This window comes from Microbispora hainanensis, from assembly GCF_036186745.1.
In the GTDB taxonomy this organism is placed as follows: Bacteria; Actinomycetota; Actinomycetes; order Streptosporangiales; family Streptosporangiaceae; genus Microbispora.
In genome coordinates, this window is the sequence record NZ_CP108086.1 from 7,091,783 (window position 1) to 7,105,506 (window position 13,724).

The window sequence follows — 13,724 nt, forward strand, 5'->3', positions numbered from 1 at the left end:
CGGACCACCCGGGTCACGGGGGCTTTACGGCGTCCAGCGAACGTTGGGGTTGAGGCGGCCGTTCCTGTCGAAGATCGCCTGGTTGTCCCAGCCGTCGCCGGAGCCGTTGATGTCGGCCGGGTCCCAGCCGTTGCCGGGCACGGCGTACCAGGTCGGCTCCCAGTAGAAGACGCCGATCGCGCCCGCGTCGCGGGCGGTTGTCTGCACCGCCGTGAAGTTGGCCGCCTGCCCCGCGGGCGTCGCCTGATATCCGGAGCACGGCTCGGAGGAGGAGATCACGTTGGGGGTGCCGTCGCCGTTGGCCGTGGTGTAGGGATAGGCCGTCTCGGCGAGGATCACGTCCTTGCCGTAGCGGGACTTCATGTCGGCGACCACGCCCGCCATGTTGGGCATCGTGCCGTGCCAGTAGCAGTAGTACGACAGGCCGGTGATGTCCCACGACACGCCCTTGGCCCTGATGCCGTCGTAGAACCAGCGGGCGTTCGCGTCGCTGTCCGCGTCGGCGGTGTGGATGATCACCTGGGTGCCGGAGTTGCACGCCTTCGTCGCGTTATAGCCGGCCTTGAGCAGCAGGCTCAGGTTGGTGAAGTCGTTGTTGACGACCTTGCCGTCATTCCACAGCATGCCCACGTTGATTTCGTTGCCGATCTGCACGCTGTCAGGGGTGGTGCCCTGCGCCTTGAGGCTGGAGCACACGTCGTAGGTGTAGTTGTAGACGTCGGTCTGCAACTGGCCGATCCCGTGGCTCGCCCACGCCGCCGGCTTGTACTGCTTGCCGGGATCCGCCCAGGTGTCGGAGTAGTGGAAGTCGACCAGCAGCTTCAGGCCCTTGGCCTTCACGGTCTTGGCGTACTGCAGCACCTTGGCCTTGTTGTTGTAGCCGCTGGCCGGGTTGTTCCAGATCCGCAGCCGGACGTAGTTCACCCCGATGTCCTTGAGGATGTCGAGCGGGTCCCGCTGCGCGCCGGACGCGTCGTAGTACCTCGCGCCCAGGTCGCCGGCACGCTGCAGGGTGGACACGTCCGCCCCCAGCATGGTCAGCCTCTTCCCGCCCGGAGACGGGCTCGGGGACGGGCTCGGGGACGGGCTCGGGGACGGGCTCGGTGACGGGCTTGGCGACGCGCTCGGTGACGGGCTCGGGGACGGGCTTGGCGACGCGCTCGGAGGCGGGCTCGGAGACGGGCTCGGAGACGGGCTCGCGGTTGGGCTGGGTGAACCGGTCACGCCGCCCGTGCACGGCGTGCCGTTGAGGGTGAAGCCCGTCGGCGCCGGGTTGCTCCCGGACCACGAGCCGTTGAAGCCGAAGGAGACGCTGCCGCCGGTGCCCACCGACCCGTTGTAGGCGGCGTTGGTCGCGGTGACCTGCGATCCGCTCTGGGTGACGGTCGCGTTCCACGCCTGCGTCACCTGCTGCCCCGCCGGATAGGACCACACGAGCGTCCACGAGGAGATCGGGTCGCCCAGGTTGCTGATCGTGATGTTCGTCCCGAAACCACCCGGCCACTCGCTGCTGACCGCGTAGGTGACACTGCACCCGCTCGCCGCCGAGGCCGGTGACGCCGCGACGACACCGGCCCCCGCCATCATCGCCGCCGCGCACAGCGGCACAGCGAGACCACGTCTCTTCATGTCTCTCCCAGCCTCCACAGGACACGGATCGTCCCCGCCGTACGCGGGGCACTCCGGTAGGGCGGGACATCGGGACACGTCTCCGCCTCACGAGGTTCTGTGAACGTGCACAGTAGCCCACCAGCGGCCTGCCGAGAAGCGTCGGCGCATAAGCACAAAAAGGGGCCCCAGAGGCGACCGTTTAACGGTCGTTGACGTCGCACGGGACAACTCTCATCCTGTGAACGTTCCCAGACCTGATGTCCCCCGTCCTCGCGTCCGTCCGTCCGGAGGCCCACGTGGGAAGACCCCAGCGTCACGACCGTTCGCGGGCGAGCATAACCTGCGGCGCGACCCGCGTTCCGGGCCGGTGGGACCCGCCTCCGGAGCGACCGGAAGTACGCCGCGCGCGGCGCCGGCCCGGAAGCGAATCGCCTCGTCCACATGAATGTTTCACGTCCCGCGCCCCGGCGGTCCGGCGAACGAGCCGATGAACGACCATCGCCCCGGCAGACCGGCCTCCCTCGCCCACGCGTACGCCCGCCCAGGGGTACTGACGCGTTCGACCCCCTCGGCGAACCCACCCCAGGAGAAACGGAGCGCCATGAAACCCATGCGCCTCGCCGTCGTGGCCGCCGCTCTCGCGACCGCGCTCGTCACCGTACTGACCGCCGCGCTCGCGATCATGGTCGCGGCGCCGCCCGGAGCCCAGGCCGCCGCAGGTGACGGGACGCCTGCCGACCCGAACATCCGCTTCGTCGGCCGCTGGGACGTCCGCGACGGCTCCGCCTACGTCCCGGGGTGGGCCGGTGCCTACCTGACCACCGGTTTCACCGGCACCACCGTCAAGCTGAAGCAGCGCAACGCCATCGACCTCTACTACAGCATCGACGGCCGCCCCGACGTCTACCTGCAGAACGTGCGGGGCACGGTCGACCTCACCCCCACCCCGCTCCCGGCCGGCGACCACACCCTGCGCGTGTCCTACCGCGTGGTGGCGGGCTCCTACCACGGCGACGCGGTGTTCCAGGGCCTGGTCCTCGACCCGGGCGCGCGCACCCTGCCCGCGCGTCCGGCCGGCGGCATGGTCGAGTTCGTCGGCGACTCCATCACCGTCGGCACCACCACCTCGAAGAACGCCCTCACCGCGTACGGCTGGCTGGTCGGCGAGCAGCTCGGGCTCGACCACATGCAGGTCGCGGAGGGCGGCGCCTGCCTGGTCACCACCGCCGACGGATGCGTCGGCCTGGACCGGCGCTTCGTGAAGGTCAGCGCCGTCGACGGGGCCCCCGACCACGACTTCTCGCGCTACCAGGCGGACGTCGTCGTGATCAACCTCGGCACCAACGACGTGGGGCACGGCGTGTCCACGGCCCAGTTCCAGGACTCCTACACCGGCCTGCTGCGCACGATCCGCGGCAAGTACCCGAGGGCCGCGATCCTGGCCCTGCAGACCTTCCGCGGGCGGTTCGTCCCGCAGACCCAGGCCGCGGTGCGGACCGTCAACGACGCCGGTGACCGCAACGTCTTCTTCGTTCCCACGGACGGGTGGGTGCCGCCCGACGGCCTGTCCGACAACGTCCACCCCAACGACGCCGGGCACCGCGCCATCGCGGCCAGGCTGGCGCCGATCGTGGCCGACCACCTCCCGCCGCGCACGACCCCTACTCCGACCCTCACCCCCACCCCGACTTCCACACCCATCCCCACGCCCACCCCCACGCCAAGCCCGAGCCCGACGCGGACACCGACCGCCTCCCCGTCCCCCAGCACCACACCGGGCGGCCCGGCCGCGGCGTGCGAGGTGCGCTACACCGTGACCAACCAGTGGCCCGGCGGATTCCAGGCCGACGTACAGGTCACCAACACCGGGTCCGGCACGGTGAGCCCGTGGGCGCTGCGCTGGACCTTCCCCGACGGCCAGCAGATCGGCCAGGGATGGAACGGCACGTTCACCCAGACCGGGCCGACCGTCACCGTCACCGGGCCGTCGTGGAGCCCGGCGCTCGCCCCCGGTGCGTCCGCGACCGTGGGCTTCACCGCGACCTGGAACGGCGCCAACCACGCGCCGGGCTCCTTCACCCTCAACGACGCCGGATGCCGGGCCGTATAAGCCCGGGACGCCGGGCCGTACAAGCCCGGCAGCGCCGGATGCCGGGCCATATGAGCCCGGCGACGCCGGCCGCCGCACCCGCCCGGGGGCGCGGCGGCCGGTGCGACCGGACGGACCGCCGTCACACGGTCCGGCAGACCCCGACCCGGAGAAAGCGAGAATGCCGATGAGCACGTTGAGGCGACGAGCCGCCGCCCTGGTCACCTCGGCCGCGGCCGTGCTGACGGGAGCGCTCACATGGGTGGCGGGCGCGGCGCCCGCCGACGCCGCCACCGGATGCGCCGTCACCTACCGGATCACCAACCAGTGGCCCGGCGGATTCGGCGCGGACGTCACGGTGACCAACCTTGGCGACACGATCAACGGCTGGACCCTCGGCTGGTCGTTCACCGCGGGCCAGCGGATCACCCAGGCGTGGAACGCGGCGGTCACCCAGACCGGGTCCGCCGTCACCGCCGTGAACGTGGACTACAACCCCACCATCGCGAGCAACGCGTCGGTGAGCTTCGGGTTCAACGGCTCGTGGAGCTCCGCCAACCCCGCACCGGCGAGCTTCACGCTCAACGGGGTCACCTGCACGGGCGGCGTCACCGGCTCCCCCAGCCCCAGCCCCAGCGCCTCGCCGACCCGCTCCCCCAGCCCCAGCCCGACACCGAGCCCCACTCCGGCCCAGGGGCGGATCACCGTATGGCTGGCCGGCGACTCCACCGTCGCCAACAGCTCCGGCGCCCCCATCGTCGGCTGGGGCCGGGAGCTCGGTCAGTACCTGACCACGAACGCCACCGTCGTCAACAACGCCGTCGGCGGCCGCAGCGTCCAGACCTGGCTGTACGAGTCGGCCGTCACCAACAGCATGAACTCCAGCGGCGAGTGCGCGCTCAGCTCGACCGCCTACGCCTCCCGGTGGCAGTCGATGCTCGACGCCTCGACCGGGATGAAGGCGGGCGACTATCTGTTCATCCAGTTCGGCATCAACGACGGCGACCCGTCCTGTCCCCGCCACGTCGGCGCCGCCCGCTATCGCGAGCTGCTCACCACCATGGTCCGCGCCGCACAGCAGCGCGGCGCGAACCCGGTGCTCGTGACCCCGGTGGCCGCCCTGACCTGCAGCGGGAGCACCGCCACTCCCAACCGCGGCTTCGTCACCGACACCTTCACCGTCGGCTCCGCCACCGGCGCCCCGGTGATCGACCTCCATAAGTTGAGCTACACGCTCTACAACAGCCTCCACTTCTGCCCGTTCAACGGCGACTACACCTCGGGCCCGGTCGGCGCCTTCTTCGCCAACGACCACACCCACTTCGAGGCCGCGGGCGCCCGTCAGATCGCCGGCCTCGTCGCCGGTGCCGTACGGGACCAGGGGCTCGGCCTGGCGGCCTACCTCCAGTAGGCCGCCCGCGGGTCACGACTCGGTGCGGGTCCACTGCTGGTCGGTGCCGCTGCCGCAGGTGTACTGGATGACGGTCGCCCCGTCGGCGGTGGAGCCACTGGCGACGTCGAGGCGCTCGCCGCTGTTCTGGCTCACCAGCCGAGCAGCAGTGGCGGCGGGTGCCGGCCGCCGCAGACGTCTTCAGCCGGTGACCCACGGCCGCGGATCGCCATCTCGACCACCGTGTGGCGGGCGGTCATGGGCACGCTGGCATCGACCGGCAGGAGGATCGGCACGGCACTCGGGTTCGTCCCCGGCGACGACCCCCGGTATGCCGGCCGGTGAGGCCGCCACGCTGCGTCGCTACGTCAGGGCCGCTATGTGAGGCATGCCGTTACGTGACCGAGCCAGGGTGGTCACATTTCGTCACCGATGTACGCTTTGACGACCTCTCAGGGCGACAGAATGTGATCACCTCGGGTGACGGAGGAGGCGGGAGCCCTATGTCCCACCAGGCCGAGGCGGACAGGGTGCTGCGCTCGCTGGGCAGATCCTGCCTGGAGCACGACCCGGACGTCCTGCGATCCGTGCTGGACCGGATCGGCGACAAGTGGAGCCTGATCCTCATCGGGCTGCTCGGCAACGGGCCGATGCGCTTCACCGAGCTGCTGCGTACGGCCCCCGGCATCTCCCGCCGCATGCTGACGCTGACGTTGCGCGGCCTGGAGCGTGACGGCCTGGTCAAGCGCGTGATCTACGCGGAGGTCCCGCCCCGGGTCGAGTATGAGGTCACCCCGTTCGGACGCACCCTGTCCGAGCCCGTCCTGGCGCTCACCCGGTGGGCGGCCGACAACCAGGACACGATCCGCGCCAACCGCCACGCCTTCGACACGGCGGCCGGCGCCGACCCCGACGATCTCGGCTGAGCCCCCGGCCGGTTCCCTTCATGTGACCAGGGTTCGATTGAAGTTACCGATCATCGGCGTGTAACCAGGTATCCGCACGTCATCGAGGCCGGCGGGGAGCGCTGCTCCATGCCGCCGGCACACGTACGGGGAGATGATCGGTATGTCTGGCATGCCGGGACGGGGAGACACCATGACCGCCGGCGAAATCGGCCACCCACGCTTCGAGCTGGGACTCAACTCGTTCGGGGAGGTGGCGACGGACGGCGGGCGCGTGCTCGACGACGCCGAGACCGTACGCCTGCTCGTGGAGGAGGCCCGGCTCGCCGAGTCGGTGGGGCTCGACGTCTTCAGCGTCGGGGAACACTACCGGGACGGGCACAACGACTCCGCGACCCCGGTGCTCCTCGCCGCGATGGCCACCGCCACCCGGCACATCGGGCTCGGCACGTCCGTGACGGTGCTGAGCACGAACGACCCGGTGCGGCTCTACCAGGAGTTCTCCACCCTCGACGCGGTGTCGGACGGCCGGGCCCGGATCGTGCTGGGCCGCGCCTCCGTGACCGAGTCGTTCTCGCTGTTCGGCTACGACCTGGCCGACTACGAGCGGCTCTTCGAGGAGAAGCTCGATCTCTTCCTGCGGCTCGAACGCGAGGAGCGGGTGACCTGGTCGGGCACGGTGCGGGCGCCGCTCACCGGGCAGCTCCTGCATCCCCGGATGCGGCCGGGAGGCATCCCCACCTGGATCGGCGTGGGGGGCAGCCCCGACTCCGTGGTGCGCGCCGCCCGGCACGGCCTGCCGCTCATGATGGCCATCATCGGCGGACGGCCGCAGCGGTTCGCGAGGAACGTCGAGCTCTACCTCACGGCGCTCGGCCGCTTCGGACACCCCGAGCTGCCGATCGGCCAGCACTCGCTCGGCCTCGTCGCGGACACCGACGAGGAGGCCGTCGAGACCTGGTGGCGCTACTGGCGGCCGGTGGTCGAGGACTTCGCGGCCGAGCGCGGCTTCTACGCGCCCGACCGGGAGCGGTACGAGGCCGAGATCGAGCACGGCGCGCTCTTCGTCGGATCGCCCGAGACGGTCGCCCGCAAGATCGTCAGGATGGCCCGCGACCTGCGCCTGAGCCGTTTCGACCTCAAATACGACATCATGCACCTTCCTCGCGACGCCCGCGCCCGCACGATCGAGCTGCTCGGCCGCGAGGTCGCCCCGCGCGTACGCGAACTGCTCGCCGCGGACGCGGTGCACGCGTGAGCCGCCGGCGATCCGGAGCGACCATGAAACCCGGCGACGTCCGCACCATCGGCATCCTCGGCGCCGGCAAGGTCGGCACCGTGCTGGCCCGCCTCGCCGTCGCGGCAGGCTACCGCGTCCTGATCGCGGGCTCCGGGGAGGCCGCACGGATCTCCCTCGTCGTCGAGGTCGTCACGCCCGGGGCGGTCGCGGTGACCGCGGCGGAGGCGGCGTCAGAGGCGGACGTCGTGGTGCTGGCCCTGCCGCTCGGCAAGCACCGCGACGTCCCCGCCGAGGCGCTGCGGGGCAGGCTCGTGCTCGACGCGATGAACCACTGGCCGGAGGTGGACGGGGTGCGGGACGACCTCACCGACCCCCGCACGTCCTCCAGCGAGATCGTTCAGGCGTTCCTGTCGCGTTCCCGGGTCGTCAAGGCCTTCAACCACATGGGCTACCACGACCTGGAGGAAGGCGCCCGTCCCACCGGCGCTCCCGGCCGCCGCGCGATCGCCATCGCGGGCGACGACCCGGACGACGTCGAGGTGGCCGCCTCGATCGTGGACGCGCTCGGTTTCGACCCGGTGGCCGCCGGCCCGCTCGCCGAGGGCGTACGGATGGAGCCGGGAACGGAGCCGTTCGGCGCGAACGTGGGCGCGGCCGAGCTGCGCGCGATGCTCGGCCGTTTCCCCGATTCGCAACGCGGCCGCGAGGTGCTACGCGCACGCGGCGGGCTGATGTCGTCGCCCCGCCCCTCACGCTGATCGGTCGCTGACCAGCGTGATCCCGCGTCCACGACGCCGGCCGTACAGGAAACGGGAACGACCTCGAGCGCAGGCTTGATCTGCTCGACAGGTAGCGAGCATCCGCACGAGCCGGGCCCGGCCGACCGCGCCTGTAAGTGCCGCCTCCGGCAGCCCTTCCGGAGGCGGCACGGGCGGAGGCGGCACGGGCGGAGGCGGCACGGGCGGAGGCGGCACGGGCGGAGGCGGCATGGCCGCGTCAGGCGACGGCGGTCCCCTCAAGCTCGACCATCAGGCCGGGGATCGCCGGCCGGGTCACCCCCGCCGGCAGACGCGGTTCCGTACGGCACGGGCGGTTCCGTCCGCCGGGGTGGTTTCCGCCAGAGGCCGGACGTGCGGACGGGAGCGGGGCCCGAGGGCGCCCGCTCCCGCCACGCTGTGTGGTGCTGGTCAGCCGGTGGTGCAGGCCGAGCCGTTGAGGCTGAAGGCCGAGGGGTTCGGGTTGTTGCCCGAGTGGGTGCCCTGGAACCCGAACGACGTGCTGGCGCCGGGGGCCAGCGAGCCGTTGTAGGACATGTTGCGCGCGGTCACCGACGAGCCGCTCTGGCTCACGGTGGCGTTCCAGGAGTTGGTGATCTGCTGGCCGCCGGAGAACGACCAGGCCAGCGTCCAGCCGTTGATCGTGCCGCTGCCGGTGTTGGTGATGTTCACTTCGGCGGTGAAGCCGTTGTTCCACTCGTTCTTGGTGTAGGACACACGGCACGGGCCGGTGTTGCCTCCCGGCGAGGACGGCGAGACCGTGGGCGAGGGGCGGGGCGAGGGCGAGGGCGAGGGCGAGGGCGACGGATCGGTCGTGCCGCCGATGGTGATGTTGGAGTTGCCGCTGCTCTGGTAGCCCTCGGTGGCGAGGATCTGGTAGTCGTGGCTGCCGAGCGACATGCCGGCGCGGGCCCAGGCGTCGAAGTGGTTGCCGATGGTGATGGTGCCGCCGGTCCGCTTCTGCTGCCGGACGCTCCAGTACTGGTTGAACGTCCGGGTGCCCTCGATGGACGGCGCGTTGTAACGCGTCGTCTGGTAGATGTCGTACGTGCCGCCGTCGGAGGTGACGGTGCCCTTGTACGTCCCAGTGGGCCGGTAGGTGCCCCAGTTGTCGACGATGTAGTACTCCACCAGCGGGTTCCTCGTCCACCCGTACAGCGCCAGGTAGGCGTTGCCCGACGGGTTGAAGCTGCCCGAGTAGGTCACCGTACGGCGCCCGCCGGGGTTCCAGCCCTTGCCGGCGACGAAGTTGCCGGTGTTGCGCCAGGAGGTGCTGTAGTTTCCGCCGGAGCCCAGCTCCATGGAGACCGTGCCCTGGCTGTCGGTCCAGAACGAATAGAAGTATCCGTTGTTGGTGCCGGTCTGGTTCGTCGTCACGGCCGCGTTGGCGACACCGGGCAGCAACGCCACGGCAGCGGCCAGCGCCACGGCGCAGACACGGCCGATGAACAGCCGTACGCCGCCGGACCCGCGGCTTCTCATCCGGACGGGAAGGTGATTCATGTACGCGCCTCCTCCTCAACGGGCCGACGGCGGCCGGAGCGACGTGGTGCCGACGGCCGGGGTGGCGGCCCCCGCAGCGCCGCGGCGGAGGTTGGCCGGTCGTCACACGGCCGCCGATCTGAGGACCCTGTCGCGGTCCGCGATCCGGATCGACAGCGGTCGAGACCCTTCGTAGCGGGCGAAATTATCGGACAGACGGCGAAAGTGTCGGCTCGAACCTGCGGGGCTGTCAACGACGCGGGTAAAGCCGCTTTCACCCCGCAGGTCGTCTCGACAGATCGGCCCTGGTTACCGGCGACATACGACGGAACGGACGCTGGCGAAGGCGATGAAAGTTACGTGAAATCCTCCGGGCGAATCAGGGTCACCCCAGGCGGGACGGCGGCGATCTCACGTCCTGAGCTCCGAGATCTTACGGCAGGATGCCCAGAAAGCTATCGCGATATGAGCGAAATTTTCACGCTCACTCATCCCGAGCGTCGCCGGTGAAGCCTCCCGGCATGCGCCCGCTCGGCCGACGAGGAGCCTCCGGCGGCGGGCGGCCGGGGAAATCCCCTGGCCAGGCCGGTTTTCGCGGAGGCTCGCCGACGTGATCGTACGGCTCGATTCCGGCGTACGCAATCCTTTGCCTCCACCTTTGCGGTGGTCCCGATACCCCCGCTGTCCGCGTCGGGAAATCGTGTGCAGAAAGAAAGCCGCATGGCGGACAGTCTTGACGGCCGGACAAGTTCATCGTACGTTTCCGGCTCGGAAAACCTTTGCGCACAGTTGCTCAGCCCGGGTTGTGCGCCCCGCGTCATCCTCGTCGCCCGCCGACGCCCCCGCGGTCCACTCCGCGGACACCCCCACACTCCCCAGGAGAGACGCATGAAGACGACCAGATCCAGAGCCGGGCAGGCCGCCGCCCTGCTCACCTCGCTCGCCCTCAGCGCGGCCGGCGCGACCCTCGCCGCCGCCCCCGCCGGCGCCGCCGCGAGTCCCTCGACCACGCTGGTGGTCAACGCCGACCAGCCCTTCCGTCCGGTGACGCACGTGGCGAGCGGCTCGCTGTACGGCCTGGCGGACGCGTCGACGCCGGCGGACAACCTCGCCCAGGCCATCAAGCCGAACACCTTCGTGCAGAAGCCGCAGGGCGGCAGGCAGCAGCCGACGGGCGACATCCTGACCGTCGCCCCGAAGGCGGCCAGGGCCGGCGCGAAGGTCGTGAACCGGCTGTCCGACGTGTACGCGGGCTGGCCATACCAGTTCAGCTGGAGCAACTGGTTCAGCCTGGTCGACCAGCAGATCGCGCAGACCAAGGCGTCCGGCATCACCAACCTCGCCGCGTACGAGCTGTGGAACGAGTCGGACAACACCTGGAACTCGGCGAACGGCACCTTCGAGGACTTCTGGACCAGGACCTACCGTGAGGTGCGGGCCAAGGACCCGACGACCCCGATCCAGGGGCCGAGCTTCTCGGACAACATCAGCGACATGGACAACTTCCTGAGGAACGCGGTCGCGACCAACACCGTGCCGGACATCATCGCATGGCATGAGCTGATCAGGTCCTCGAAGATCGCCGGCGACATCGCCACGGTCGTCAACCTCGAGAAGAAGTACGGCATCAGCCCGCGTCCGATCGCCATCGAGGAGTACGCCGCCCCATCGGAGGTCGGCATCCCCGGCGCCCTCGTCGGGTACATCGCCAAGTTCGAGCGGCTGGGCGTCCACGACGCCGAGCTGGCGTTCTGGAACCAGTCCGGCACGCTCGGCGACCTGCTCACCGGCCGCGGCGGCTCGCCCAACGGCGCCTACTGGCTCTACAAGTGGTACGCCGACATGAGCGGCAACATGGTGACGACCACGCCGCCCGCGCAGACCGGCATCGACGGCGCCGCGGCGATGAACAGCGCGGGCGACCAGCTCAGCGTCATCGTCGGAGGCGGCTCCGGTGACAGCGCCGTGGCGATCAACGGGCTCGGCTCCTTCGGCGGGACCGCCCATGTGAAGGTCGAGTACACCCCCTCCCCCGGCCGTACGGTGGCCGTCTCCGGGCCCAGCACGCTGGCCGAGTCGAACTACACCGTGAACAACGGCTCGATCACCGTGCCCATCCCGGCGATGAACGCCACCTACGGCTATCACCTGGTCGTCACTCCGGGCAGCGGCGGCGGCAACCCCGGCACCTCGCTGGCCGGGTCGTACCAGATCAGGAACGTGAACAGCGGCCTCGCCCTGGACACGCAGAACTCCGGCACCGGCCAGGGCACCCTGGTCGACCAGGCCACTCCCTCGTCCAGCGCCACCCAGACGTGGACCCTCGTCGACAGCGGCTCCGGCCTCTACAAGATCGTCAACAGGGCGAGCGGGCTGCTCCTCGGCATCACCAACATGAGCACCGGCAACGGCGGTACGGCCCTGATCTGGGGTGACAACGGCACCGCCGACCATCTGTGGTCGTTCCTACCGGACGGGAACGGCCGCTACAAGATCCGCAACTACAACAGCGGTCTGCTGCTCGGCGTCAACGGCATGAGCAAGTCGCCCGGCGCCCAGGTCCTCCAGTGGGAGGACAACGGCACCGCCGACCACCTCTGGACCCTCACGGCCCGCTAGCGGCGGCTCGTCCCCGCCGGCCGGACCCGGCCGGCGGGGATCGTGCGCGTTCGGCCCGCGGGGTCAGATGATCGGGGGGCGGCCCGCCAGGGTGAGCCGCACCACGGTGGCCCACGACATGGGGCGGCGCTGCCCGTGCCCGCCCTCGGGCCGGTCGTTCATGGTGAGCACCACCACGTCGACGGTGGCCCTGTGGCTGGACATCGTGTCGCGTCTCCCGGGTGGGCGTGGCGTACGGACACGAGCAGGGAACGCGTCATGCGCCGTTCCCGTCGCGTCGACCCGCCCACCCTAGTGGCCGTCGCCTGCGTCTCCGGGCCGAACACGAAGGAAAAGCGGCCGCTCGGTCTCGTGATGGCTCCCGCAGCACCGGACCTCATGCAGGGTGGTGACGATCCGCCGGGTCTTCGCGGGGTGTGGTGGCCGCGCGGATCGATCGGGTGCCGAGGGCTACGCCGGTGGCGGCGATTTCGGCGATCGCGCAGGCGCCGAACGCCGCGTGGAGGCTGAAGCGCTCGACCATGACGGCGAAGACGGTGTAGGAGACGGGCACCAGCCCGAGGGCGGAGAAGCTGACCAGTGCCATGACGCGCCCCAGGTAGGCATGGCCGGTGTTGGCCTGGACGACTCCGAGGAGCAGTGCGCCCGCGGGTCCCGAGGTGAACCCGAGCCCGGCGGCCGCGACGGCCGCGAGCGGGAGGCCGGGCACGAACGGCAGCAGCGCGACGAAGGCGGCGCCCGCGGCGACCCAGCGCAATCCCGTGACGGCCGGTTTGCGCGCGGGCGGGAGAGCCACGAGAAGCAGCGCACCGGCGACGGCTCCGATGCCGAATCCGCTGATGACGAGGCTGAAGCCGGTCGCGTTCCACCCACGGTTTTCGGCCAGCAGCGCCACGCCGACGTTGAGGGGGGCGGAGAGCGCGAGATTCAAGGTGGTGACGACCAGCAACACGGGGCCGAGGACGGGTGTGGTGGCGGCGTAGCGCAGTCCGGTCCACAGGGACGCGAACAGGTTCTCCTTTTCACGAGGGTTCTCCGGCTCGTCCGGCTGCGGTCGTACGCGGAGCCGCAGGGAGCGCAACAGCAGCAGCGCGGCGGTGAACAGCGCGGCGTTGGCGGCGGCGGCCAGACCGGGGCCGCCGGCGGCGACGAGAATCCCCCCGAGCGGAGCCCCGAGCACCGTGGCCGTTCGTTCCAGGGTCTGGACGAGTCCCTGACCTGCGGGCAGCTGCCGCGGCTGCAGCAACGCGGGCGGCAGCGCCGCTGCGGCGGGCATGTGGGCGGCGTCCAGTGCGCCGAACAGCAGCGCCACCCCGATCAGCAACCAGAGGTGCGGCGCGGATGCCGTCACCACCGCGACGGCGAAGGCGAGCATGAGGGCGGCGCGCAGCGTCTGGCTCGCCAGGGTCACCCGCAAGGGACCGTAGCGGTCGGCGACCGTCCCTCCGAGCAGGATCAGCACCGCCCGGGGAACGGACGCGGCCGTCATGACGAGTGCCGCCTGCCGGGGGTCTCCCGTGCGGGCCGCCGCCCAGCCCAAGGCGATGAACCAGATCTGGTCGCCCACCAACGACATGCCGAACCCGGTGAGATAACGGCCGAAGCCCGGCGC

12 protein-coding genes are annotated in these 13,724 nt (G+C 70.8%); 6 read left to right on the top strand and 6 right to left on the bottom strand.

All coding sequences use genetic code 11. The features are described from left to right. Positions 1-24: 24 nt before the first annotated feature. Positions 25-1,629, bottom strand: coding sequence for a glycosyl hydrolase 53 family protein (locus OHB01_RS32530; RefSeq protein ID WP_185948972.1), 1,605 nt, complete (start codon positions 1,627-1,629; stop codon positions 25-27). Positions 1,630-2,212: 583 nt separating this feature from the next. Here OHB01_RS32530 and OHB01_RS32535 point away from each other — a divergent pair. After that, positions 2,213-3,721 carry a cellulose binding domain-containing protein gene (locus tag OHB01_RS32535; RefSeq protein ID WP_205830210.1) on the top strand — a complete coding sequence of 503 codons (1,509 nt, stop codon included), beginning with the start codon at positions 2,213-2,215 and terminating at the stop codon, positions 3,719-3,721. Positions 3,722-3,887: 166 nt separating this feature from the next. Next, on the top strand, positions 3,888-5,111 hold the full coding sequence (locus OHB01_RS32540; RefSeq protein ID WP_142647522.1) for a cellulose binding domain-containing protein: 1,224 nt from the start codon (positions 3,888-3,890) through the stop codon (positions 5,109-5,111). A 12-nt stretch (positions 5,112-5,123) separates the two neighbouring features. Here OHB01_RS32540 and OHB01_RS32545 read toward each other — a convergent pair whose 3' ends face one another. After that, positions 5,124-5,246 carry an RICIN domain-containing protein gene (locus tag OHB01_RS32545; RefSeq protein ID WP_205830211.1) on the bottom strand — a complete coding sequence of 41 codons (123 nt, stop codon included), beginning with the start codon at positions 5,244-5,246 and terminating at the stop codon, positions 5,124-5,126. Beyond that, positions 5,243-5,386, bottom strand: coding sequence for a hypothetical protein (locus tag OHB01_RS32550; RefSeq protein ID WP_328854447.1), 144 nt, complete (start codon positions 5,384-5,386; stop codon positions 5,243-5,245). Before OHB01_RS32550 ends, OHB01_RS32545 begins: the two co-directional genes overlap by 4 nt. Before the next feature lie 207 nt (positions 5,387-5,593). Between OHB01_RS32550 and OHB01_RS32555 the strand changes: the two genes are divergently transcribed. The 3 genes from OHB01_RS32555 (at position 5,594) to OHB01_RS32565 (ending at position 7,993) form a co-directional block, all read left to right on the top strand. Next, the gene (locus OHB01_RS32555; RefSeq protein WP_142647526.1) at positions 5,594-6,016 is read left to right on the top strand and encodes a winged helix-turn-helix transcriptional regulator; all 423 of its coding nucleotides are present in this window, start codon (positions 5,594-5,596) and stop codon (positions 6,014-6,016) included. 172 nt (positions 6,017-6,188) lie between these two features. After that, positions 6,189-7,253, top strand: coding sequence for an LLM class flavin-dependent oxidoreductase (locus tag OHB01_RS32560; RefSeq protein WP_328854448.1), 1,065 nt, complete (start codon positions 6,189-6,191; stop codon positions 7,251-7,253). A gap of 23 nt (positions 7,254-7,276) precedes the next feature. Beyond that, entirely contained in the window at positions 7,277-7,993 is a 717-nt protein-coding gene (locus OHB01_RS32565; RefSeq protein ID WP_142647530.1) for an NADPH-dependent F420 reductase, read from the top strand. 429 nt (positions 7,994-8,422) lie between these two features. On the opposite strand, the gene OHB01_RS32570 is transcribed toward OHB01_RS32565, so the two are convergent. Beyond that, a complete protein-coding gene (locus tag OHB01_RS32570) occupies positions 8,423-9,514 on the bottom strand; it encodes a glycoside hydrolase family 11 protein (protein WP_142647532.1) in 1,092 nt (363 codons plus the stop codon). 867 nt (positions 9,515-10,381) lie between these two features. Between OHB01_RS32570 and OHB01_RS32575 the strand changes: the two genes are divergently transcribed. Then, complete coding sequence (locus OHB01_RS32575; protein ID WP_328854449.1) at positions 10,382-12,112, top strand: RICIN domain-containing protein; 1,731 nt, start codon at positions 10,382-10,384, stop codon at positions 12,110-12,112. A 63-nt stretch (positions 12,113-12,175) separates the two neighbouring features. Here the strand turns inward: OHB01_RS32575 and OHB01_RS32580 are convergent, their stop codons facing one another. Next, on the bottom strand, positions 12,176-12,316 hold the full coding sequence (locus OHB01_RS32580; RefSeq protein WP_205830212.1) for a hypothetical protein: 141 nt from the start codon (positions 12,314-12,316) through the stop codon (positions 12,176-12,178). A gap of 172 nt (positions 12,317-12,488) precedes the next feature. Next, positions 12,489-13,688, bottom strand: a complete 1,200-nt coding sequence (locus OHB01_RS32585; RefSeq protein WP_168065907.1) for an MFS transporter — start codon at positions 13,686-13,688, stop codon at positions 12,489-12,491. Positions 13,689-13,724: the final 36 nt, after the last annotated feature.